This window comes from Mangrovicoccus algicola (assembly GCF_014903745.1).
Classification (GTDB): Bacteria; Pseudomonadota; Alphaproteobacteria; order Rhodobacterales; family Rhodobacteraceae; genus Mangrovicoccus; species Mangrovicoccus algicola.
In genome coordinates this window covers 53955-75325 of the sequence record NZ_JACVXA010000011.1, presented here as the reverse complement: position 1 = coordinate 75325, position 21371 = coordinate 53955, and the positions used below count along the sequence as shown (strand labels likewise).

The window sequence follows — 21371 nt, the reverse complement described above, 5'->3', positions numbered from 1 at the left end:
GGACCGGCGCTATCTCCGTCAAGGAACAGCACCGGTGAGCTGGAGAGACTGAGCAGCCTATGCCTGAGGTCATTTTTCCCGGACCCGAAGGGCGCCTGGAGGGGCGCTATCACCCGCAGAAGATCAAGGACGCCCCGATCGCGATCATCCTGCATCCGCATCCGCAATTCGGCGGAACCATGAACAACCGGGTGGTCTACAACCTCCATTACACCTTCTTCAACATGGGCTTCACCGTGCTGCGGTTCAACTTCCGCGGCGTGGGCCGGTCCCAGGGAGAATACGACCAGGGCATCGGCGAGCTCAGCGACGCGGCCTCGGCGCTGGATTACCTGCAGTCGATGAACCAGAACGCCAAACATTGCTGGGTCGCGGGCTTCTCCTTCGGGGCCTGGATCGGCATGCAGCTTCTGATGCGCCGCCCCGAGATCACCGGCTTCGTCTCGGTCAGCCCGCCCGCGAACATGTATGACTTCTCCTTCCTGGCGCCCTGCCCGTCCTCGGGCCTGGTGATCAACGGCACCAATGACCGCGTCGCGCCCCCGGCCGATACCAGGTCGCTGGTGGGCAAGCTGCATGAGCAGAAGGGCATCACCATCACCCATACCGAGGTGGAGGGCGCGGGCCATTTCTACGAGGACCCGCATATGGAGACCCTCACCGGCTCGGTCAGCGACTATGTCAAGCGGCGCCTGACCGAAAGCACCCGTTGAGCCGGATCGACCGCCAGATCGATTTCCTGATGGAGGCGGAGCGGCTGCGGCAGGTCACGCGCGCCACCCCCATCGGGGACGGCTCCCGCCCCGAGAACTCGGCCGAGCATTCCTGGCACCTGGCGCTGTTCGCGCTGGTGCTGGGGGAACATGCGGCGCCGGGGATCGACCTGAACCGCGTGATCCGCATGCTGATCCTGCATGACATCGTCGAGGTGGATGCAGGCGACATGCCGATCCACGGCGTGGTCGATGCGGCGGCGCAGGAGGCGGCCGAACGGCGCGCGGCCGATCGCATCTACGGGCTGCTGCCTGCCGACCAGGGCGCCGAGCTGCGCGCGCTGTGGGACGAATTCGAGGCGGCCGAAACGCCCGAGGCGCAATTCGCCAAGGCGCTGGACCGGTTCCAGCCGCCCCTGCTGAACCTCGCGACCGACGGGGTGAACTGGAAACGCTACGAGGTCACCCCCGAGAAGATCGAGACCCGCATCGCCCCCGCCGTCCGGCGCGGCGCGCCGGTGCTGTGGGACTGGATCTGGCCGCGGATCACCGGCTTCTTCGCCCGCTGAGCGCGGCGCTCAGCCCGGCCATCCCTCCGCCGCCGCCACGCCGCGCAGCTGCACCGGCCGATAGGGAAAGCCCGCGCCTCCTTCCTCCAGGTGCCAGCGCGCCCGCGCGACATCCGACACCTGCGCCGCGCCCGGAACCGGCGGACGCTGATAATCGAAGCGGCGCAAGGTCAGACGGTCCACGGCCCCGTACTCCAGATCGGGACTGCCGAAGGGGCCTGCGGGATCGGCCAGCGCCAGCATCGGATCCAGCCGCGCCGCATCGAATTCCAGCCCCGCCGCCCGGGCCCCCTCGGCGATCCAGCCCATCGCCGCCATGCCCAGCCCCTCATGCCCCGGCGCCAGCGATCCGCCGACCGTGCCGTGCACGCCTGGGAACCACATCTGGCGGAAGGGCATCGCGCCCGCCGCTTCGGCAGCGGCATTCAGCGCATCGATCCGCGCCGCGTCCCAGGGAACGGATTTATAGGTGATGCGCGGCTCGTCTATTGAAATCGCGTGGCGCGCCGCGCGGACCATGGAACTGAGCTGCTGGTCGTGGAACCGGTAGCGGGCATTCACCCGCGCCAGTCCCGGCCACAACTCGGGCACGCCGAGCGCGCCCACCGTGTCGAAGATCCCCATGTAAGCGATGCGCAGCAAGCTGCAATCGCCCGTCCGCTCCGCCAGCTCGGCAGGATCCGTGGCCAGCCGGGGATTGACCCATTCGCGCAGGCGCCGTGCCCGCTCGGTCCAGGGGGCATCCTCGGGGTCGCGGCTGCGATAGACGCCCATCAGGTGCCCCAGCAGGTCGCGATCGTCGCGATCGGGCAGTCCGCAATTGCGCATCAGCCCCGCCAGCGACCGCGCCGCATAGGCCCCGCGGGAAAAGCCGAACAGGAAGATGTCGTCGCCGGGGCGGTAATGGCGCACGAGGAACCGGTAGGCCTTGAGGATCTTGTCGTCCAGCCCCCAGCCGAAGGCGCCGCCGCCGTATTTGTCGACCGCGTGGCGCAGCCGGCCGGCGGTTTCGGGCGTGCCCACCCCGTCGATATAGAAGGATATCTGTTCGGTCCCGTCCGCCACGGCGCCCTGCGCCACCGCTTCGGACAGGCGCAGGATGCTGGTCACGGGCCGACCCTCGGCCTCCAGCACGACCCGGTCGCTGCGGTTCCAGGTTCCGTCGCAGAAAATCGCGATGCGCTTCATGGCAAATTCACCTTAGCCTTATCCAAGGGGAAGCATGACGCCTGACGCCGCGACTCTCAACGACGATCTTTCCGCTGCGTCGGCCGTCGCAGGGTCAAATCTGTATACCAACGTATGCAATACTGGCCCCGACCCGCGAAATGCTGTAATGCGGCATGAGAACCACCCAACGCTCCCGACTCAGAGGACCACCGATGACCAAGATCAAGGTAGACAACCCGATCGTCGAGATGGACGGCGACGAGATGACCCGGATCATCTGGGATTTCATCAAGCAGAAGCTGATCCTTCCCTATCTTGACCTCGATCTCCTCTATTACGACCTGTCCATCCAGGAACGCGACCGCACCGAGGACCAGATCACCATCGACGCGGCCGAGAAGACCCGCGAGATCGGCGTCGCGGTGAAATGCGCGACCATCACCCCGGACGAGCAGCGGGTGGAGGAATTCGGCCTCAAGAAGATGTGGCGCAGCCCCAACGGCACGATCCGCAACATCCTGGGCGGCGTCGTCTTCCGCCAGCCGATCATCTGCCGCAACGTGCCGCGCCTCGTTCCCGGCTGGACCCACCCGATCGTGATCGGCCGCCATGCCTTCGGCGACCAGTACCGCGCCACCGACTTCCTGATGCCGGGCCCGGGCAAGCTGATCCTGAAATTCGAGGGCGATGACGGCCAGGTGATCGAGCGCGAAGTCTACCAGTCCCCCTCCGCCGGGGTCGCGCAGGCGCAATACAACCTCGACAGTTCCATCATCGACTTTGCCCGCGCCTCGATGAATTACGGGCTCAACCTCGGCTGGCCGGTCTACCTGTCGACCAAGAACACCATCCTCAAGGCCTATGACGGCCGGTTCAAGGACCTGTTCCAGAAGGTCTACGAGGAGGAGTTCGAGGAGAAGTTCAAGGCCAAGGGCATCTGGTACGAACACCGGCTAATCGACGACATGGTCGCCTGCGCGATGAAATGGTCGGGCAAGTTCGTCTGGGCCTGCAAGAACTACGATGGCGACGTGCAATCCGACACCGTGGCGCAGGGGTTCGGCTCGCTGGGGCTCATGACCTCGCAGCTGATGACGCCCGACGGCAAGATCGTCGAGGCGGAGGCCGCCCATGGCACCGTCACCCGCCATTACCGCCAGCACCAGGAAGGCAAGGCGACCTCGACCAACTCCATCGCCTCGATCTTCGCCTGGACCGGCGGGCTCAAGCACCGCGCCAAGCTGGACCAGAACACCGCGCTGATGGCCTTTGCCACCACGCTGGAGAAGACCATCGTCGAGACCGTGGAATCGGGTCACATGACCAAGGACCTCGCCCTGCTGGTCGGGCCGGACCAGGGCTGGCTGACCACGATGGGCTTCCTCGAGAAGATCGACGAGAACCTCAACAAGGCGCTGGTCGGCTGACCGCGCGCGGCCGGCCGGGCATGCCCCGGCCGGCCGCTGCCCTCAGCGGGACTGGTAGGCCGCGACCGTGTCGCGGGCGACCTCCTGCAGGAAGGCCGCATCCTCGGCCCCGATATTTCCGAAATAATCGTAGTCATTGCCCACCGGGTTCGCGCCGTAGAGCGTCGCGTAGACCGTCGCCGCCGCCAGGTAGGACCCCAGCAGCGTCGGGTGGCTGCCGTCGTAATGCTGCTGCAGCGCCATCTCGGGCCGGCGGCGATAGGCCTCCTCGAAGGCCAGCCCCACCGGCACGACCAGCGCGTCCAGCTCGTTGCCGATCCCGGTATAGAAGGCGTCATTCGTCCCGGTATTCTCGGGGCTGGCGCTTTTATGCGGGGCGACATAGGCATGCGGCATGTAGATCGCCACATGGCCGCCGCGGTCGCGGATGACCTCATTGGCCGCCACCACCGCGTCGCGATAGACCTGCTGGTTCTTCTCCGAAAGCGCCGCGCCGCTATGGCCCTGCAGCATCACCAGCTCGAAAGGCTCCGCCACCCCGATCGCGCCGGGCGTCGTCAGCCGGTCTATGTCGTGATCGCGCAGCCGCGCCCCGCCGATCGTGGCCGACTTGTACTGCAGCCGGTCCGCCGCGGCATCGTCATCGGCCATCACCATCCGGCGGACATGGTTGTGCAGGCTGTCGCTGTAATAGAGATAGCTGTTGCCGACCAGGAGCACCCGGGACGGGTTCTCGGCCTGGGGCGCGCGCACCTCGGGCGCCGGGCCCTCGGCCATGACCGCCCCGCCCGACAGCCATGCCAGCAGGACAGGCGCCGCCAGGCGCCGCAATGTGATCTGTTCCATGTGATCCCTCCCCGAGATCCGCCCCGATGCGTGCGGGGTCGTCTGTGTCGCGTCATGCCGGCTCCTCCCCGGCATGGGTCAGAGCCTAGGAGCCCGCCCCCGCCTGCCAAGCCGCGGCGGCGCCGCGCGGGGCCGCCTTGGCGCAGCCCCTTGGGACAGATGGGAAATCGCCGCCGCCAGGCCGCGGCCCGCCCCTGTGCGGGCCTTGATCTGTGCGGAAAACCATACATCGCGGGGCCCGATATGTGCGGATTTCCGCACGGATCAGGTCTTGCCGCGCCTGCATCATGCCGCGCTTGCAGCTTCCGCGGAACGTCAGTAACGTTGCCCTAATTCGCCCATGCCCAGCAGATGGACCCGCCCATGCCCGCGCCGATGCCCGTTCCCGATCCCGATGCCGTCCGCCACACCGCGCTTGACGACGTGCAGGGGCTGGGCACCGGCATCGTGATGTGTTCGCTGGGGCTGGTGCTGCTGACGCATCTGGGGCTGATGACCGGCCAGACGGCGGGCGCCGCCGTCATCATCTCCTACCTGACCGGGTTTTCCTTCGGAAAGGTGTTCTTCGTCATCAACCTGCCCTTCTACTGGATCGCCGTGAAACGCATGGGCTGGCGCTTCGCGCTGAAATCGCTGGGCTGCGTCACGGCGCTGTCGGTCTGCACCGATTACATGCCGCTGGGGTTCCGGATCGAGTATCTCAACCCCCTGCTGGGCGTGTTCTTCTTCGGCACGGTCACCGGCATCGGCCTGCTGGCGATCTTCCGCCATGGCGGGTCGCTGGGCGGGCTGGGCATCGTGGCGCTTTACATCCAGGACAATTTCGGATTCCGTGCAGGCTATGTCCAGCTGATCGTCGATGCCGTCCTGTTTGCGGTCGCGGCGCTGCTGTTCCCCTTCACGGTGGTGTTCTACTCGCTCATCGGTGCCGTGATCCTGAACGGGCTGATCGCCTTCAACCACCGCCGGGACCGCTATATCGCGCGGTAACACGCCCGATGGATCAATTCCGCTGTCTTTAGGTCTAGCCTTCCGCGCTGCGGCGCTGTAGGGCCACGGCAACTTCAGACAAGGACGGCTCCCATGGATCTGCGCAACATCGCGATCATCGCACACGTCGACCACGGCAAGACGACCCTGGTGGACGAACTCCTGAAACAGTCGGGCACCTACCGCGAGAACCAGGCGACGACCGAACGCGCCATGGATTCGAACGACCTGGAACGCGAACGCGGGATCACCATCCTCGCGAAGGCGACCAGCGTCGAGTGGAAGGGCACGCGCATCAACATCGTCGACACGCCCGGCCACGCCGATTTCGGCGGCGAGGTGGAGCGGATCCTGTCGATGGTCGACGGCGTCGTCCTTCTGGTGGACGCGGCCGAGGGCCCGATGCCGCAGACGAAATTCGTCACCTCCAAGGCGCTGGCGCTGGGGCTGAAACCGATCGTCGTGCTGAACAAGGTCGACAAGCCCGATGCCGAACCCGACCGCGCGCTGGACGAGGTGTTCGACCTCTTCGCCTCGCTCGATGCCAATGACGAACAGCTGGACTTCCCCTCGCTCTACGCCTCCGGCCGCAACGGCTGGTGCGATGCGGAACTGGACGGCCCGCGCAAGGATCTCTCGGCGCTGTTCGACCTGGTCCTCAGCCATGTCGAGGCCCCCAAGCAGATCGCCAAGCGCGACGAGCCCTTCTCCATGCTGGCCACCACGCTGGGCGCCGACCCGTTCATCGGCCGCCTGCTGACCGGCCGGGTCGAGTCGGGCACGCTGAAGGCCGGGACCACCGTCAACGCGCTGTCGCGCGACGGCACCCGGATCGAGCAGTTCCGCGTCACCAAGGTCCTGGCCTTCCGCGGCCTCTCGCAGCAGCCGATCGACATGGCCGAGGCGGGCGACATCGTCAGCCTCGCGGGCATGGCCAAGGCCACCGTGGCCGACACGATCTGCGATCCTGCGGTCACCGATGCGATCCCGGCCCAGCCGATCGACCCGCCGACCATCACCGTCACCTTCGGCATCAATGACAGCCCCCTGGCGGGCCGCGACGGCGACAAGGTGCAATCCCGCGTCATCCGCGACCGCCTGATGAAGGAAGCGGAATCCAACGTCGCGATCAAGATCTCCGACACCCCCGGCGGCGAGGCCTTCGAGGTCGCGGGCCGCGGCGAATTGCAGATGGGCGTCCTGATCGAGAACATGCGCCGCGAGGGGTTCGAACTGTCGATCTCCCGCCCGCAGGTGCTGTTCCGCGAAGTCGACGGCGTGCGCATGGAGCCGGTCGAGGAAGTCACGATCGATGTCGATGACGAATATTCCGGCGCGGTGATCGAGAAACTGACCGGCCCGCGCAAGGGCGAGATGACCGAGATGCGCCAGAATGGCGGCAAGACCCGGATCATCGCGCTGGTCCCCTCGCGCGGGCTGATCGGCTATCACGGCGAGTTCCTGACCGATACCCGCGGCACCGGCGTGATGAACCGCGTGTTCCACGAATGGGCCCCGCACAAGGGCGCGATCCCCGGCCGCCGCGCGGGCGTGCTGATCTCGATGGAGAACGGCACCTCCGTGGCCTATGCGCTGTGGAACCTGGAAGATCGCGGCAAGATGTTCATCGGCGCGCAGGAGCCGGTCTATACCGGCATGATCATCGGCGAGCATTCGCGCGACAACGACCTGGAAGTGAACCCGCTGAAGGGCAAGAAGCTGACCAACGTCCGGGCCTCGGGCACCGATGACGCGGTGCGCCTCACCACGCCCACCACCCTGACGCTGGAACAGGCCATCGCCTATATCGACGATGACGAACTGGTGGAGGTGACGCCCAACGCGATCCGCCTGCGCAAGCGCTATCTCGACCCGCATGAGCGCAAACGGATGGCCAAATCCGCCTGATCCGGCCACCGGATCCGACAGGACCGCGACGGCGCCTCCCGCCCGGGAGGCGCCGTTTGCCGTCCGGGGGCGACATCCTGTCCCCCGGGAAACCGCGCGCTTGCGCATCCGGGCTATCGCCTTCGCGCGGCGCGGCGGTCATAAGACCGCAACAGGATAATGCAGCAGGATGAGCCCGTGACCAGACCCGCCTCCCTCCGTCACCGCCTGGTGGATACGCCGCAGCGCTACGGCCTGGTCACGCGGGTCCTGCACTGGGCGCTGGCGCTGATGGTGCTGTGGCAGCTGACCGGGATGGGCATCAAGCAGCTCTTCGGACAGGGCGCCGCCTTCCAGTTCTTCCGCGCGCATCACGGCAATCTGGGGGTGGCGATCTTCCTCTTGGCACTGCTGCGCGTGATCTGGATGGTTGCAATGCGCAACCGCCGCCCCGGCCATGGGGCGGGCCTGCTGGCGCTGGGGGCGAAGCTGGGACATGGCGCGCTCTACCTGCTGATCGTTCTGGTGCCGCTGACGGCGATCCTGCGCGCCATCGGATCCACCCGCGGCTTTGCCCCCTTCGGCATTCCCGTCACCGCACCGCGCGCCGAGAATGTCGACTGGATGATGACGCTGGGCAGCCTGCTGCATGGCGAAGGCGGATGGGTGCTGGCGGCCCTGGTGGCGGGCCATGTCGCGATGGTCGGGCTGCATGAAGGCCTGTGGCGCGACGGCACGTTGCGCCGCATGGCCGGGCGCGCCTGACCCGGTTGCATCCGGCAACTTCAGCCGATCACGACAGTTGCAAGATGAAACCCCCGGGCCTGACGGACCGGGGGTTGTTTGTTCTCAATATGTTGCGGGACGATCCTCAGGCGGATCAGAACATTTCCTCCTGGCCCTCGTCCTCTTCGTCCTCCGGCCCGGCATCGTCGGTTTCGGCCGCATCCTCCTGCTGGCCCGGCATGCGCCGCGCATCCAGAAGCCCCGCGGCCCGCAATTCCCCCAGCCCCGGCAGGTCGCGCGCCGAGGAAAGCGAGAAATGGTCCAGAAACGCCTCGGTCACGATGAAGGTGACGGGGCGCCCGGGCGTCTCGCGCCGCCGCCCAATGCGGATCCAGTCCAGGTCCAGCAGCAGGTCGATCGTGCCGCGCGACACGGCCACGCCGCGGATCTCCTCGATCTCGGCGCGGGTGGCGGGCTGGTGATAGGCGATGATGGCCAGGGTCTCGATGGCGGCGCGGCTGAGCTTGCGGGTCTCCACCACCTCCTTCTGCATCAGGAAGGAGACATCCGGCGCGGTGCGCAGCGCCCAGGCCCCGCCCACCTGCACGACATTGACGCCGCGCCCGCGATAATGGTTCTGCAGCATCGCCACCGCCGTTGCCGGATCGCAGCCCTGCGGCATCCGCGTGCCCATCTCGCGCAGGGTCAGCGGCTCGGAGGTGGCAAACAGCATCGCCTCCACCATCCGCTCCTGCTCCGCCAAAGGCGGGGCATCGAACAGGCCGGGATCCTCCAGCGCCCCCAGTTCCTCGGGATCGGCGCCGGGCGGCATGTCGTCGTCTTGGTCTGTCATTCAGGTGTCTTGCGCAGCTCGATGGGGCCGAAGATGTCGGATTGCCGTAACTCCACCCGGCCCTCCTTGGCAAGTTCCAGCGTCGCGGCAAAGGTCGAGGCCAGCGAGGACCGCCGCCGCGCACTGTCCCCCTGCCATTCCACCGGCAGATAGCTGGCCAGGTCCGACCACTGCCCGGCAAAGGCGATCATCCCGCGCAGCCGGTCCAGCGCCTGTTCCATCGTCAGGATCGCCTCGCGGTCCATGACATAGGGGCGGAAATCGTCCTTGGTGCGGATCCGCGCATAGGCCTGCATCAGATCCAGCAGCGTCGCCTGGTACATCACGTTGCGATGGGTGGAGATGCCTTCGGGCATGCCGCGGGCAAAGACGTCGCGCCCCAGCCGGTCACGCCCCATCAGCCGCGCCGCCGCCTCGCGCATCGCCGCCAGGCGTTCCAGCTGGAAGGCCAAGTGATCGGCCATCTCCTCGGCCGATGGCCCGTCCTCCTTGGGATCGGGCGGCAGCAGGAGCTTGGATTTGAGGAAGGCCAGCCAGGCCGCCATCACCAGGTAATCGGCGGCCAGCTCGATCCTCAGCGCCTTGGCGCGGTCGACGAAGGACAGGTATTGCTCGGCCAGGGCCAGCACGGAAATGGTGCGCAGGTCGACCTTCTGGGTGCGCGACAGCGACAGCAGAAGGTCAAGCGGCCCCTCGAACCCGTCGACATCGACGATCAGGGCTTCGGCGGCAAGGCGGGCATCGATCTCGGTGACATTGGAGCCCGGCTCCGTCACCCGAGGATCTCCGCCAGCTCGGCCTCCGCCGCGGCCGTGTCGATCGGGTCGACCGCGCCGCGCATCATCATGGCGCGATGCGCGCGATACAGCGCCCTGCCTTCCAGCATGCCGGTGCCTGCCATGACCGCCTCCATCTCCTCGGGTCGGCCATTGCAGTGGAGCACGACATCGCAGCCCGCGGCAAGCGAAAGCCGCGCGCGTTCGGCAAAGCTGCCCGAGAGCGCCTGCATCGACAGGTCATCGGTCATCAGCAGCCCGTCGAACCCGATCTCGCGCCGCACGACATCGAGAACCGCCGGCGACTGGGTGGCCGGCAGATCCGGATCCAGCGCCGGATAGACGATATGCGCGGTCATCCCCATCGGCAGATCCGCCAGCCCCTGGAAGGCGGCGAAATCGACGGCGCGCAGATCCTCCAGCGATGCCGCGACCCGCGGCAATTCCAGGTGGCTGTCGGCGGTGCCGCGGCCATGGCCGGGGATGTGTTTCAGCACCGGCAGAACCCCGCCCGCCAGAAGCCCCTGGGCAGCGGCGCGCGCGGCGGCGGTGACGGTCATGGGGTCGTCGCCATAGCAGCGGTTCAGCAGGAAGGGATGGGTGTCGGCCATCGCCACATCGGCCATGGGCGCGCAATTCGTGTCGATCCCCAGGGCGCGCAGCTCTTCCGCGATCAGGCGATAGCGCAGGAACATCGCCCGCCCCGCCAGCCCCGGCGCGGCCCGGCGCATCTGTTCCAGCGGCGGCAGCCAGGCGCGCCAATGCGGCGGGCCCAGCCGCTGCACCCGCCCGCCTTCCTGGTCGATCAGGATGGGCGCGTCATGGCCGACCGTCTCGCGCAGCTCGGCGGTCAGGCGGCGCAGCTGCTCCGGCGTGTCGACATTGCGCGCGAAGAGGATGAACCCGTAGGGCGCGGCCTCGGCGAAGAATCCCTTTTCCCACGCCGACAGCGCGGGCCCCTCGAGACCGAGGATCGCAGCGGAAAGAGGCATGGATCAGCGGACCTGGACCGGGATGCAGTCGGCGCCGCCCGCCTGGAGCGAGGCACAGAAGCGGCGCGCATCCGCGAGATCGTCGAAGCCATGGGCGCGCAGCCGGTAGAACACCTTGCCGTTGCGTTCGGTGCGTTCGATGACGCGCTGCTTGCCCGCGAAATAGCCCGAGAACCGGCCGCTGATGCGGCTCCATTCGGCCGTTGCGGTGGCTTCGCTGTCATAGGCGCCCAGCTGCACCAGCCGGGTGCCCACCGCCAGAAGCTGCGGATCAAGGTCCAGGCGCATCTCGGGCTCCGGCGCGGCGGGGGTATAGGCGGCACGGCTGACCACGCCCAGATCGGGGCGGCGCGACGGGCGCGGCGCGGAATTCATGATCGTCGGCGGCAGCGGCGCGGCGATGGCGGAGCCGGCGTCGTCGGGAAACGGCGCGGCCTCCGCGGCGCTCGGCAGCACGCCGGCATCCTGCAGGGCCTCGTTGACCGCGTCGCGCAGGGTGCGCGCCTTGGCGACCGGGGCGATCTCGGCGACGGGCTGGTCGGTGTCCTGCAGCGCGACCGGCGCCGGGGCCAGGGTGATCTGCTCGGGCTGAATCACATCGGCCGCCGAGGAGAGTTCGGTGACGGACATGCCCTTGTGGGCGGCCTCGAATCCGCCGGGATCCTCGGGGGCGACCCGGGCCGGACCCTCCAGCGCGGCGATCACGGGGATGCCGTTCGTCTCGCGCATGGCCAGGTCATAGCCCCACCAGCCGACGCCGACGACCAGCGCCAGCGAACAGCCTGCGCCCAGCCAGCCCATGAAGGAGGAAACGACAGCCTCGGAGGAGACGTCGTGCGTGAAGTCCTCGGTGAATTCCGGGTTTGCCATCTATGCCCCATGCGGCGGACCTGTTGACCGGCCCGTCCTCTTGTCTGCGGTTCTGCCTCAATGCCCGCCGCCGGGGTCGCCGTTAGATCAGCGCATTTCCTCCAGCGGGGTCACGCCAAGAATACCAAGACCCGCCGAAATCACAACGGCGACCGCACGCGGAAGCGCAATTTTCGCCGATGTCCCCGCGGGATCGCCATCCTGGACGAAGCGCAGCGCGGGATTGTCGTTGCCGCGGTTCCACAAGGCGTGGAAGTCGCTGGCCAGATCGTAGAGGTAGAAGGCGATGCGATGCGGCTCGTTTCCGCGCGCCGCGATTTCCACCAGGCGCGGCCATTCGGCCAGGGTCCGCGCAAGCTTCAGCTCGGCCGGATCGGCAAGGCCGGACAGGTCGGCCCGCGACAGGGCCGCATCCGAGATGTCGCCCCCCTGCTCCGCCGCCTTGCGCAGAACCGAACAGACCCGGGCATGGGCGTATTGCACGTAGAAGACCGGGTTGTCCTTGGACTGCTCCAGCACCTTGTCGAAATCGAAATCCAGCGGCGCGTCGTTCTTGCGGGTCAGCATGACGAACCGGGTCACGTCGGGGCCGACCTGGTCGACCACGTCGCGCAGCGTCACGAAGGTGCCCGCGCGTTTCGACATCTTGAATTCGGCGCCGTCCTTGAACAGCTTGACCAGCTGGATCAGCTTGACATCCAGTGGCACGCGCCCGCCCGAAAGCGCCGCGACCGCGGCCTTCATGCGTTTGACATAGCCGCCGTGATCGGCGCCGAACACATCGATCAGCGCGTCGTAACCCCTTGAAACCTTGTCATAATGATAGGCGATATCGGGGGCGAAATAGGTCCAGGCGCCATCGGATTTCATCACCGGGCGGTCGACATCGTCGCCATGGGCGGTGGAACGGAACAGCGTCTGCTCGCGCGGTTCCCAATCCTCGGGGGTCTTGCCCTTCGGCGGCTCCAGCACGCCCTGATAGATCAGGCCCTTCTCCTTCAGGTCGGCCAGGGCCTTCTCGATCTGGCCGGTGCCGTAGAGCGATTTCTCGGAGTAGAAATTGTCCATCTTCACGCCGAGCGCGGCCAGGTCCTCGCGGATCAGGGCCATCATCTCCTCGGTGGCGAAACTGCGGATCTCCTCCAGCCAGACCTCTTCGGGCTGGTCGATATAGGCCTCGCCGACCCGGTCCTTGAGCGTCTCGCCCACGGCGATCAGGTAATCGCCCGGATAGGTCCCGTCGGGAAAGCTGACCTCCTGGCCATGGGCTTCGAGGTAGCGCAGGTAGACCGAACGGGCCAGGGTATCGACCTGCCCGCCGCCGTCATTGATGTAATATTCGCGCGTGACCTCGTAGCCGGCATAGTCGAGAAGCGAGGCCAGCGCATCGCCGAACACCGCGCCCCGGGTGTGGCCCACATGCATCGGTCCGGTGGGATTCGCCGAGACATATTCGACATTGATCCGCTTGCCCGCGCCCAGGCCCGAGCGGCCATAGGTGATTCCATGGGTCAGGATCTGCGCCACCTCCGCCTGCCAGGTGGCGGCCGTCAGGCGCAGGTTCAGGAAGCCCGGACCGGCCACATCGGCCGCCTCGACCCGCGGATCGGCCAGCAGCCTGGCGGCCAGCGCCTCGGCGATCTCGCGGGGCTTCTTGCCCGCGGGCTTGGCCAGCACCATCGCCGCATTGGTCGCCATGTCGCCATGCGAGGCGTCGCGCGGCGGCTCCACGGTCACGTTCTGCATGTCGAGCCCACCGGGCAGGAGTCCTTCCTCCGCCAGAGCCTCGAGCTGGGTCAGGACCAGGTCCTTCACTTCGGAAAACAGGTTCATCACGTCCACCTTTGCCACCGGCCGGGTAGTAGCATCCTGTCGCGGCGCGTCAACGCCCGGCCCGGTCCGCCCCGGTCATTTCGGCGCGCCTGCCATGCCGCCCCCGCGTCAGTTGCGGAAGACGAACCGCAGCCCGCGCAGCGCCAGCCGGCCGGCGAACCACAGCATCGCGGCCAGGCAGGCCATGGTCAGCACGACCAGCAGCAAGAAGCCGCCCCCCGGCACCGGCTGCAGGAAGGGATCCCATGCCAGATCCGACAGACCGGAGAACACCATCGCCAGCGCGAAGCAGATCGCCGCCCGCAGCGCCAGCTTCCATCCCGGCACCCGCGCCGCCACGGCATCGCTGCGCCCCGGTCCGGGCCGCGGCGGCGGGTCCTCCCGGCCGTCCGGCGGCGGCGTATCGCGCGCCGCGGCGCCCCGGGGCCTGCCACGGCGCGGCAGCAGCCTCAAAAGCCCCAGCGCGGCCGCGATCAGCCCGCCAAGTGCAACCATGACCTTGGCCAGCGCGTCGAGATTCTGCGCCAGCCCGTGAAGGAATTCCGCCATCGCCCGCCCCCGTCCGGCTTTCCGTCCGGGATCGAGGATCGGAACAAACCGTGCCGGAGGCCAGCCGGGAATCCCTGCCCCGCGCGCGGCAGGTCACAGCGTCTCCAGCGTGCCCGGGAAATGGTCGTGATGGGCGCGGATCGCATAGCGGTCGGTCATCCCGGCGATGTAATCGGCGACGATCCGCGCCAGCTGCGCATCGCTGGCCAGCGCGATCCGGGGCTGCCACCGCCCCGGCAGGAGGTCGGGACGCGACAGGTACAGCGGGAAGAGATCGCGGATGATCCGTTCGGCCTCCACGCGCTTGGCCATGACCGAAGGGGCGCGGTACATGCGTTCGAACAGGAAGGCGCGGATCTGCCTCAGCTCGCTCCACATGCGGTCGGAGAACAGGATCGCGGGCATCCCCGCCTCGCGGATATCCTGCACGGATCCGGGGGCGATCGTGGCGATCCGTTCGCGGCTGGTCTCGATCAGGTCGCCCACCATCACGCCGAAGACCCGCCGCAGCGCCTCGTGGCGGCGGCGGATCCGCTCGGCCCCGGGATGGAGCCGGTCGACCTCGGCAAAGGCGGGCCCCAGCACCGGCAGCGCGGTCAGGTCCTGCTCGGCGAAAAGTCCCGCGCGCAGCCCGTCCAGCAGGTCGTGATTGGTATAGGCGATATCGTCCGAAAGCGCCGCCACCTGCGCCTCGGCGCTGGCATGGGTGTGCAGTTCCAGATCGTGCTGGGCATTGTAGGTGGCAAGCGCGGCGGGCACCGGGCCGGTCACCGGGCCGTTATGCTTGGCGATGCCTTCCAGGCAGTCCCAGGTCAGGTTCAGCCCGTCGAAGGCCACGTACTGGGTTTCCAGCCGGGTGACGATGCGGATCGCCTGCGCATTGTGGTCGAAGCCGCCCCAGGGCTCCATGCAGGCCTGAAGCGCATCCTCGCCGGTATGGCCGAAGGGCGTGTGGCCCAGATCATGGGCCAGCGCCACCGCCTCGGTCAGGTCGCTGTTGAGCCCCAGCGCGCGGGCGATGGTCCGCGCCACCTGCGCCACCTCGATGGAATGGGTCAGCCGGGTGCGGTAGTAATCGCCCTCGTGCTCGACGAAGACCTGGGTCTTGTGCTTGAGGCGCCGGAAGGCGTTGCAATGGATGATCCGGTCGCGGTCGCGCTGATAGGGCGAACGGAACCCGGATTCCTGCTCGGGATGGAGACGACCGCGCAGATGCGCGGGATCGCTTGCATAGGGCTGGCACATGGTGTGCTGCTTTCTTGTCTGTGCGTCGCGCAACCCTTATATTCCCTCACCTGAGCTTCCAAGAGCGGAGATCGCCAGATGGACCTGACCCTGCCCCCGAAAGTGACGGAACGCGCCTTCCGCCGCCTCGCCGAGATCAACGAATCCGCCCCCGAGCACAAGGCGCTGCGCGTCGCCGTCGAAGGCGGCGGCTGTTCCGGGTTCCAGTACGAGATCACGCTGGACGATCCCGGCGAGGGCGATCTGGTGCTGGAAGGCGAAGGCCAGAAGGTCATCGTCGACGAGGTGTCGCTGCCTTTCCTGTCGGATGCGGTCATCGACTTTTCCGAGGAACTCATCGGCGCGCGCTTCGTGATCGAGAACCCCAACGCCGCCTCCTCCTGCGGCTGCGGCACCAGCTTCTCGATGTGACCCCGCGGCGCGGGCCGCCCCGGCGGAGGGCCCGCGCCGCCGTTCAGGGGGCGTCCTGCAGCGCCTGCCGGCGCTTGCGGTCATCCGCGACATAGTTAATGGCGCGCTTGGCCAGCGGGACCATTCCCCAGAATTCAGGCGCGGGCTTCTCGCGCTGATGCCGCTGGGCATTCTCGATCCAGGGCTCGACAAAGCCGACCCCCGCCTTCGCCACGCGTTCCAGGTCGCGCTCGAACTCGCCCGCGACATGCGCCATCAACCCCCGGGGCATCGGGATGCGGGCCGAGGCATTGATGATGCGCGCATCGGTCTCGCCGCGGCGCGGCAGATCCACGGGATCGAGCCCCAGGAAATCCTGCACATCGTCGAAAAGCGGCTGCGGCCGCCGGGCGATATCCTCGAAATTCAGCACCAGCGACCGCTCCGGGCCGAAATGGCGCTGCATGTTTTCCACGGCATCGCCGTAGAAGCTGGCATCGACCAGCTGATGGTGGCTGGCGAAATCGCGCAGCGTCGCCGTGCTCCAGACCTTCATGCGCAGGATGTCGCGGGTCACGTCGGCATGGAATTTCATGTGCGACCACAGCCGCTCGATCGGATCGCGCAGAATGATGATCGCCCGCGCATCCTCGGCGATCCCGGCCATGTGGCGGAACCCGGCCTCGTTCGCCTGGAAACTCGTGGTGCTGAAATCGATGGCCCATTTATGCGCGGCGACGCCGTCGAACAGCCCGCGATACCAGCGGTCATCCACCGGGCCGCGCAGGAAACCCTTGTACCAGTCCATCGAGCGCAGGAAGGCGTTGTAGCGCTGCATGCTGACACCGCCCGCAGCCCAGTTCGCCGCCATCTGCTCGTCCCAGGGACTGCCGTAATCGGCGGGATCGGTGCGCAGCGCGCGGCCCTTCTCCTGCTCCGGCGGAACGAAGCTGGCGCGCTTGCAGTGCTGGGCAAAGGCCGCCAGCCGCGCCGCATCGCCCAGCCGGTCCACCCCGCCATACTGGCGCAGGTAATAGTGTATTTCCTTGCGCGGCACGCGGCCGATGCCGGGATTGCGCACCAGCGCGGAATGCAGCCAGGTCGTACCGCCCTTTGTCACCCCGAGACAAAAAAGAAACTTCTTCACGCGCTACCCCGTCTGCTGCGGCCGTTTCAGATCTTCTACCCCAAGGCGTGCGCGACGGCCAGAACCTCGCCGACGCAGGGACGCCTTGACACGGGCCCGCCCCTCGGACGACCTGCGGCACATCCGCAGGCGCGAAAGGGACCGGACGCATGAAGATCGCCACATTCAACATCAACGGCATCAAGGCGCGGCTTCCCGCGCTGCTGGACTGGCTGGACGAGGCCCGGCCGGATGTCGCGCTGCTGCAGGAGCTGAAATCGGTCGATGAGGGCGTGCCGCACGAGCCTTTCGAGGACCGCGGCTACCGGGTGGAGACCCATGGGCAGAAAGGCTTCAACGGCGTCGCCATCCTGTCGCGCCTGCCGCTGGAGGATGTCACCCGGGGCCTTCCCGGCGACGATGCGGACCCCCAGGCGCGCTGGATCGAGGCCACCGTGACCGGCGCGCGCCCGGTGCGGGTCTGCGGGCTCTACCTGCCCAACGGCAATCCGGCACCGGGGCCCAAATACGATTACAAGCTGGCCTGGCTGGCCCGGATGGAAGCACGGGTGACCGAGCTGCTGGCGCTGGAGGAACCGGTGATCTTCGCCGGGGACTACAATATCATCCCCCAGCCCGAGGATGCCGCCCGCCCCGAGGCCTGGACGGAGGACGCGCTGTTCCTGCCGCAAACCCGCGCGGCATGGCGGCGCCTGCTGGCGCTGGGGCTGACCGATGCGATCCGCGCCGTGCAACCGCACCGCCCGCCCGCCGCGCGGTTGCGCGATTTCACCTTCTGGGACTACCAGGCCGGCGCATGGGACCGCGACAACGGCATCCGCATCGACCACCTGCTGCTGTCGCCGCAGGCGGCCGACCTCCTGGAGGATGCCCAGATCGACAAGCCCGTGCGCGGCCGCGAGAAACCCTCGGACCATGTGCCGGTCTGGATCGAGCTGGCCGCCTGAGCCCGCACGCAAAGGGCCCGCTCCTTGCGGAGCGGGCCCTCGCGATCAGCGGTGGAACCGGGCTCAGCCGAGGCGCGAAGCCACGTTTTCCCAGTTGACCAGCTTCTCGAGGAAGTTCGACAGGTAGGCCGGGCGCTTGTTGCGGAAGTCGATGTAGTAGGAATGTTCCCACACGTCGCAGCCCAGAAGCGCGGTCTGGCCGAAGCAGATCGGGTTCACGCCATTCTCGGTCTTGGTGACCTTCAGGCTGCCATCGCTGTCCTTCACCAGCCAGCACCAGCCCGAGCCGAACTGGCCCGCGCCCGCGGCGGAGAACTCTTCCTTGAACTTGTCGACCGAGCCGAAGGATTCGGTGATCGCCTTTTCAAGCTCGCCCGGCATCGCGCCGGTGCCCGGGCCCATCATTTCCCAGAACTGGATGTGGTTCCAGTGCTGCGAGGCATTGTTGAAGATGCCGTTCTGGGCGACCGCGTCGGCATTGTAGGTGCCCGCGATGATGTCTTCCAGCGACTTGCCTTCCCACTCGGTCCCGGCGATCAGCTTGTTGCCGTTATCGACATAGGCCTTGTGGTGGATGTCGTGGTGAAACTCGAGGGTTTCCTTCGACATGCCCAGATCGGCAAGCGCGTCATGGGCATAGGGAAGATCGGGAAGTTCGAAAGCCATTTTGGACCCCTCACAGGTTTTGAGTTCTGCCCCGTATAGAGGCCTCCTTCGGCGGCGCGTCAACCCCGGCAGGCGGCGCCGCGGGGTTTTTCCGGGACATGCCGCGGCGGCGGGAACTTTCCTCCATCCCGGGCGTTGTCTTCGCCAACATGTTGAAAGGAAAGGCCCCGCGAAAGAGCGCCGGGCAGTGTCGAGACGCGCGCAACGCCGGGACGGGTTGTCGCGGGACATGTCATGACGGCACCCGGCGCCCCGGCCGGATCAGCCGTTGTCGCCGGGCAGATCGATCTGGATCTCCGCCTCGCTCTCCCCGCCGAAATCGCCGCCGGTATAGACATAGGCGACGGTCCCCACCAGCGCCGCCAGACACAGGCCGAGAATGAAGGTCAGGGTTGCATTGAGGGATTTGCGTGCCATGTGATCTGCTCCGTTCTTATGTTCATTCCCGACGAGAACGCCTTGGCGGCATTCCGGTTCCCATTCCGGCGCCCTCCACGGGCAAATTCCGATTAATCTATTCCAATCAGATTGTTACTGGTCGAACCTCATACAGTCCAATACGGCACTACATGAAATCAACACGTTACATGGTGATTTTAATGTGAAACCCATGCATCGCAGGACGTGCGGCAAGCGCCCGGGATCCGCTCCCGGCGAATCCGGCTTTTGCCCGGCCCGCAGAGCGCCTATGTCGGAACCATGAGTTTCTGGATCCTCTCCTGCCTGATGGCGCTGGTCGTTCTTTTCCCGCTCCTGCGCGCCATGGCGCGCGGCGGGCCCGGGGGGCGCTCCGCCGCGGATTTCGACATCGCCGTCTATCGCGAACAGCTTGCCGAGCTGGAGCGCGACCTGGAGCGCGGGGTGATCGCCCCCGGGACGGCCGAACGCACGCGGCTGGAGATCTCGCGGCGCATCCTCGATGCGGATCGCGAGCGCGCCACCCGGCGGCCGGGCGCCGCGCCGCGATGGGCCACGCGCGCCGCCATGGCCGCCGGAGCGGCTGTCCTGCTGGGCGGTTCGATCGCCACCTATGACTGGCTGGGCGCCCCGGGCTATGGCGATCTGCCGCTGCAGCACCGCATGGAGATGGCCGCGCGGATGCGCGCCGAACGCCCTTCCCAGGCGGCGGCCGAGGCCGAGCGTCCCCCCGCCCCGCCGCCGCAGGCCGATCCGCAATATCTGGAACTGGTCGCGCAGCTGCGCCGCACCGTGGCCGAACGCGACAGCGATCCGCGCGGCTTCCAGCTCCTGGCGCAGAACGAGGCCAATCTGGGAAATTTCACCGCCGCCTACGAGGCGCAGCGGCGCCTGCTGGAGCTGACCGGCGCGGAAGCCCCGGCCAGCGGCTGGTCCGAACTGGCCGAGCTTTATGTCATGGCCGCGGGCGGCTATGTCAGCCCCGAGGCGGAGACGGCCCTGGACGAGGCGCTGGCGCGCGATCCCCGCGATCCGCTGGCGCGCTATTACATGGCCTTGATGCATGACCAGACCGGGCGGCCCGACATCGCCTTCGGCCTGTGGCGCGACCTGCTGGAGCAGAGCCGACCCGATGCGCCCTGGGTCGCGCCGATCCGCGCGCAGATCGGACAGGCGGCGCAGCGCGCGGGCATCCGCTACACGCCCCCGGCCGCGCCGGCCGCGCCTGCCCTGCCCGGTCCCGAGGCCGCCGATATCGCGGCCGCGCAGGATCTGTCCGACGGCGACCGGCAGGCGATGGTCGAGGGCATGGTCGAAGGGCTGGCCGCGCGGCTGGCCGACCAGGGCGGCAGCGCGGCGGAATGGGCCCGGCTGATCGGCGCGCTCGGCGTGCTGGGCCAGACCGGGCGCGCGCAGGCGATCTATGACGAGGCCCGGGGCAGCTTTGCCGCCGACCCGGCCGCGATGGCACAACTGGACGCGGCGGCACGACAGGCGGGGCTGAACCTGTGATAACGGATGATCTGGCGGAATTCGCGGAGGCGCTGCCGCGCTTCGGCGCAGTGGCAGGCCTGGACCTGGGCACCAAGACGATCGGCGTCGCCGTCTCCGACACGATGCGCGGCGTCGCCAGCCCGATCGAGACGGTGCGGCGCAAGAAATTCTCGCTCGACGCGGCGGCGCTGCTGACGATCCTCGAGGCACGCCAGGTCTCGGGGATCATCCTGGGCCTGCCGCGCAACATGGATGGCAGCGAGGGGCCGCGGGCGCAATCGACCCGCGCCTTCGCGCGCAACCTCTCCGCGCTGACGCCGCTGCCCATGGGGTTCTGGGACGAGAGGCTGTCGACCGTGGCCGCCGAACGCGCCCTGCTGGAGGCGGATACCTCGCGCCGCCGCCGTGCCGAGGTGATCGACCATGTCGCCGCAGGGTTCATCCTTCAGGGCGCCCTGGACCGGCTGCGGCACCTGCAAGGAGACGCCCATGGGTGACAAGCTGAACTCCCCCTGCACCGGGGTCTGCACGGTGCATCACGAGGCCCGGATCTGCATCGGCTGCCTGCGCAGCGTCGAGGAGATCGCCCGCTGGAAGATGTATGGCGACCAGGAACGCGCGGAGATCCTGGCCCAGCTGCCGGGGCGCGCGGGGCTGGTGCCGCAGCGGCGCCGCCGGCGGCGCCGCCCGGCCGGTCCCACCGGCCAGGGGCAGGACTGACCGCGCCCCGGGTGATTCCGCCCCGCGCGCCGCACTGCCGGCCCGGACCGCCCCTGGTGCGCCCCTGTTCGACAGGACGGGCCGATCGGGGCATGAGCCCTCCCAAACCGGCCTGCCGCAACGTAAATTTCTGCGCCAAACCTC

Annotated in this window: 23 protein-coding genes; 11 read left to right on the top strand and 12 right to left on the bottom strand. The window is 67.7% G+C overall.

Features of this window, described 5'->3' with window-relative positions; all coding sequences use genetic code 11:
• The first annotated feature begins 59 nt into the window (after window positions 1–59).
• The gene (locus ICN82_RS05810; RefSeq protein WP_193180657.1) at window positions 60–713 is read left to right on the top strand and encodes an alpha/beta hydrolase; all 654 of its coding nucleotides are present in this window, start codon (window positions 60–62) and stop codon (window positions 711–713) included.
• Window positions 710–1282: an HD domain-containing protein gene (locus tag ICN82_RS05805; RefSeq protein ID WP_226898305.1), complete on the top strand. Its 573-nt coding sequence runs from the start codon at window positions 710–712 to the stop codon at window positions 1280–1282. Before ICN82_RS05810 ends, ICN82_RS05805 begins: the two co-directional genes overlap by 4 nt.
• A 9-nt stretch (window positions 1283–1291) precedes the next feature.
• On the opposite strand, the gene ICN82_RS05800 is transcribed toward ICN82_RS05805, so the two are convergent.
• Entirely contained in the window at window positions 1292–2470 is a 1179-nt protein-coding gene (locus ICN82_RS05800; RefSeq protein WP_193180655.1) for a DUF2235 domain-containing protein, read from the bottom strand.
• Window positions 2471–2664: 194 nt separating this feature from the next.
• Here ICN82_RS05800 and ICN82_RS05795 point away from each other — a divergent pair, with 194 nt between their 5' ends.
• Entirely contained in the window at window positions 2665–3879 is a 1215-nt protein-coding gene (locus tag ICN82_RS05795; RefSeq protein WP_193180653.1) for an NADP-dependent isocitrate dehydrogenase, read from the top strand.
• A 42-nt stretch (window positions 3880–3921) separates the two neighbouring features.
• Here ICN82_RS05795 and ICN82_RS05790 read toward each other — a convergent pair whose 3' ends face one another.
• Window positions 3922–4725, bottom strand: coding sequence for a hypothetical protein (locus ICN82_RS05790; RefSeq protein ID WP_193180651.1), 804 nt, complete (start codon window positions 4723–4725; stop codon window positions 3922–3924).
• 363 nt (window positions 4726–5088) lie between these two features.
• Here ICN82_RS05790 and ICN82_RS05785 point away from each other — a divergent pair, with 363 nt between their 5' ends.
• The 3 genes from ICN82_RS05785 (at window position 5089) to ICN82_RS05775 (ending at window position 8367) form a co-directional block, all read left to right on the top strand.
• The gene (locus ICN82_RS05785; protein WP_193180649.1) at window positions 5089–5715 is read left to right on the top strand and encodes a YitT family protein; all 627 of its coding nucleotides are present in this window, start codon (window positions 5089–5091) and stop codon (window positions 5713–5715) included.
• A 93-nt stretch (window positions 5716–5808) separates the two neighbouring features.
• On the top strand, window positions 5809–7623 hold the full coding sequence (gene typA, locus ICN82_RS05780) for a translational GTPase TypA (RefSeq protein WP_193180647.1): 1815 nt from the start codon (window positions 5809–5811) through the stop codon (window positions 7621–7623).
• A gap of 177 nt (window positions 7624–7800) precedes the next feature.
• Window positions 7801–8367, top strand: coding sequence for a cytochrome b (locus ICN82_RS05775; RefSeq protein ID WP_330998966.1), 567 nt, complete (start codon window positions 7801–7803; stop codon window positions 8365–8367).
• A gap of 115 nt (window positions 8368–8482) precedes the next feature.
• On the opposite strand, the gene scpB is transcribed toward ICN82_RS05775, so the two are convergent.
• The 7 genes from scpB to ICN82_RS05740 form a co-directional block, all read right to left on the bottom strand.
• Complete coding sequence (scpB, locus tag ICN82_RS05770; RefSeq protein WP_407943748.1) at window positions 8483–9181, bottom strand: SMC-Scp complex subunit ScpB; 699 nt, start codon at window positions 9179–9181, stop codon at window positions 8483–8485.
• Complete coding sequence (locus tag ICN82_RS05765) at window positions 9178–9957, bottom strand: segregation and condensation protein A (protein WP_193180643.1); 780 nt, start codon at window positions 9955–9957, stop codon at window positions 9178–9180. The genes scpB and ICN82_RS05765 overlap by 4 nt, the downstream gene beginning before the upstream one ends.
• The gene (locus ICN82_RS05760; protein WP_193180641.1) at window positions 9954–10949 is read right to left on the bottom strand and encodes a glycoside hydrolase family 3 N-terminal domain-containing protein; all 996 of its coding nucleotides are present in this window, start codon (window positions 10947–10949) and stop codon (window positions 9954–9956) included. Before ICN82_RS05760 ends, ICN82_RS05765 begins: the two co-directional genes overlap by 4 nt.
• 3 nt (window positions 10950–10952) lie before the next feature.
• On the bottom strand, window positions 10953–11819 hold the full coding sequence (locus ICN82_RS05755; protein ID WP_193180632.1) for an SPOR domain-containing protein: 867 nt from the start codon (window positions 11817–11819) through the stop codon (window positions 10953–10955).
• A gap of 87 nt (window positions 11820–11906) precedes the next feature.
• A complete protein-coding gene (argS, locus tag ICN82_RS05750; protein ID WP_193180631.1) occupies window positions 11907–13652 on the bottom strand; it encodes an arginine--tRNA ligase in 1746 nt (581 codons plus the stop codon).
• 108 nt (window positions 13653–13760) lie between these two features.
• Window positions 13761–14201 carry a hypothetical protein gene (locus ICN82_RS05745; protein WP_193180629.1) on the bottom strand — a complete coding sequence of 147 codons (441 nt, stop codon included), beginning with the start codon at window positions 14199–14201 and terminating at the stop codon, window positions 13761–13763.
• 93 nt (window positions 14202–14294) lie between these two features.
• Window positions 14295–15446, bottom strand: a complete 1152-nt coding sequence (locus tag ICN82_RS05740; RefSeq protein ID WP_193180627.1) for a deoxyguanosinetriphosphate triphosphohydrolase — start codon at window positions 15444–15446, stop codon at window positions 14295–14297.
• An 84-nt stretch (window positions 15447–15530) separates the two neighbouring features.
• Here ICN82_RS05740 and ICN82_RS05735 point away from each other — a divergent pair, with 84 nt between their 5' ends.
• The gene (locus ICN82_RS05735) at window positions 15531–15857 is read left to right on the top strand and encodes a HesB/IscA family protein (RefSeq protein WP_193180700.1); all 327 of its coding nucleotides are present in this window, start codon (window positions 15531–15533) and stop codon (window positions 15855–15857) included.
• 43 nt (window positions 15858–15900) lie between these two features.
• Here the strand turns inward: ICN82_RS05735 and ICN82_RS05730 are convergent, their stop codons facing one another.
• A complete protein-coding gene (locus ICN82_RS05730; RefSeq protein WP_193180624.1) occupies window positions 15901–16983 on the bottom strand; it encodes a sulfotransferase in 1083 nt (360 codons plus the stop codon).
• Window positions 16984–17132: 149 nt separating this feature from the next.
• Here ICN82_RS05730 and xth point away from each other — a divergent pair, with 149 nt between their 5' ends.
• A complete protein-coding gene (gene xth, locus ICN82_RS05725) occupies window positions 17133–17930 on the top strand; it encodes an exodeoxyribonuclease III (protein WP_193180623.1) in 798 nt (265 codons plus the stop codon).
• Window positions 17931–17993: 63 nt separating this feature from the next.
• Here the strand turns inward: xth and ICN82_RS05720 are convergent, their stop codons facing one another.
• Together ICN82_RS05720 and ICN82_RS05715 are read right to left on the bottom strand one after the other, a co-directional pair.
• The gene (locus tag ICN82_RS05720; protein ID WP_193180621.1) at window positions 17994–18596 is read right to left on the bottom strand and encodes a superoxide dismutase; all 603 of its coding nucleotides are present in this window, start codon (window positions 18594–18596) and stop codon (window positions 17994–17996) included.
• A gap of 261 nt (window positions 18597–18857) precedes the next feature.
• Window positions 18858–19013 (bottom strand): hypothetical protein, encoded by a 156-nt coding sequence (locus ICN82_RS05715; RefSeq protein ID WP_193180620.1) that lies wholly within the window; start codon window positions 19011–19013, stop codon window positions 18858–18860.
• A 282-nt stretch (window positions 19014–19295) separates the two neighbouring features.
• Between ICN82_RS05715 and ccmI the strand changes: the two genes are divergently transcribed.
• The 3 genes from ccmI to ICN82_RS05700 are packed head-to-tail and all read left to right on the top strand — an operon-like array spanning window position 19296 to window position 21227.
• Window positions 19296–20525, top strand: coding sequence for a c-type cytochrome biogenesis protein CcmI (gene ccmI, locus ICN82_RS05710; protein WP_193180619.1), 1230 nt, complete (start codon window positions 19296–19298; stop codon window positions 20523–20525).
• Window positions 20522–21004, top strand: a complete 483-nt coding sequence (gene ruvX, locus ICN82_RS05705; protein WP_193180618.1) for a Holliday junction resolvase RuvX — start codon at window positions 20522–20524, stop codon at window positions 21002–21004. Before ccmI ends, ruvX begins: the two co-directional genes overlap by 4 nt.
• Window positions 20997–21227, top strand: a complete 231-nt coding sequence (locus ICN82_RS05700; protein WP_193180617.1) for a DUF1289 domain-containing protein — start codon at window positions 20997–20999, stop codon at window positions 21225–21227. Before ruvX ends, ICN82_RS05700 begins: the two co-directional genes overlap by 8 nt.
• Window positions 21228–21371 lie beyond the last annotated feature (144 nt).

Bases quoted from the DNA above. Each gene is read 5' to 3' on its own strand.
- ICN82_RS05740 (WP_193180627.1), bottom strand. From the start codon at position 15,446: ATGTGCCAGCCCTATGCAAGCGATCCCGCGCATCTGCGCGGTCGTCTC.
- ICN82_RS05715 (WP_193180620.1), bottom strand. From the start codon at position 19,013: ATGGCACGCAAATCCCTCAATGCAACCCTGACCTTCATTCTCGGCCTG.
- ICN82_RS05810 (WP_193180657.1), top strand. From the start codon at position 60: ATGCCTGAGGTCATTTTTCCCGGACCCGAAGGGCGCCTGGAGGGGCGC.
- ICN82_RS05800 (WP_193180655.1), bottom strand. From the start codon at position 2,470: ATGAAGCGCATCGCGATTTTCTGCGACGGAACCTGGAACCGCAGCGAC.
- ICN82_RS05755 (WP_193180632.1), bottom strand. From the start codon at position 11,819: ATGGCAAACCCGGAATTCACCGAGGACTTCACGCACGACGTCTCCTCC.
- scpB (WP_407943748.1), bottom strand. From the start codon at position 9,181: ATGACAGACCAAGACGACGACATGCCGCCCGGCGCCGATCCCGAGGAA.
- ICN82_RS05700 (WP_193180617.1), top strand. From the start codon at position 20,997: ATGGGTGACAAGCTGAACTCCCCCTGCACCGGGGTCTGCACGGTGCAT.
- ICN82_RS05760 (WP_193180641.1), bottom strand. From the start codon at position 10,949: ATGCCTCTTTCCGCTGCGATCCTCGGTCTCGAGGGGCCCGCGCTGTCG.
- xth (WP_193180623.1), top strand. From the start codon at position 17,133: ATGAAGATCGCCACATTCAACATCAACGGCATCAAGGCGCGGCTTCCC.
- ICN82_RS05745 (WP_193180629.1), bottom strand. From the start codon at position 14,201: ATGGCGGAATTCCTTCACGGGCTGGCGCAGAATCTCGACGCGCTGGCC.
- ICN82_RS05720 (WP_193180621.1), bottom strand. From the start codon at position 18,596: ATGGCTTTCGAACTTCCCGATCTTCCCTATGCCCATGACGCGCTTGCC.
- ccmI (WP_193180619.1), top strand. From the start codon at position 19,296: ATGAGTTTCTGGATCCTCTCCTGCCTGATGGCGCTGGTCGTTCTTTTC.
- ICN82_RS05785 (WP_193180649.1), top strand. From the start codon at position 5,089: ATGCCCGCGCCGATGCCCGTTCCCGATCCCGATGCCGTCCGCCACACC.
- argS (WP_193180631.1), bottom strand. From the start codon at position 13,652: ATGAACCTGTTTTCCGAAGTGAAGGACCTGGTCCTGACCCAGCTCGAG.
- ICN82_RS05795 (WP_193180653.1), top strand. From the start codon at position 2,665: ATGACCAAGATCAAGGTAGACAACCCGATCGTCGAGATGGACGGCGAC.
- ICN82_RS05790 (WP_193180651.1), bottom strand. From the start codon at position 4,725: ATGGAACAGATCACATTGCGGCGCCTGGCGGCGCCTGTCCTGCTGGCA.
- typA (WP_193180647.1), top strand. From the start codon at position 5,809: ATGGATCTGCGCAACATCGCGATCATCGCACACGTCGACCACGGCAAG.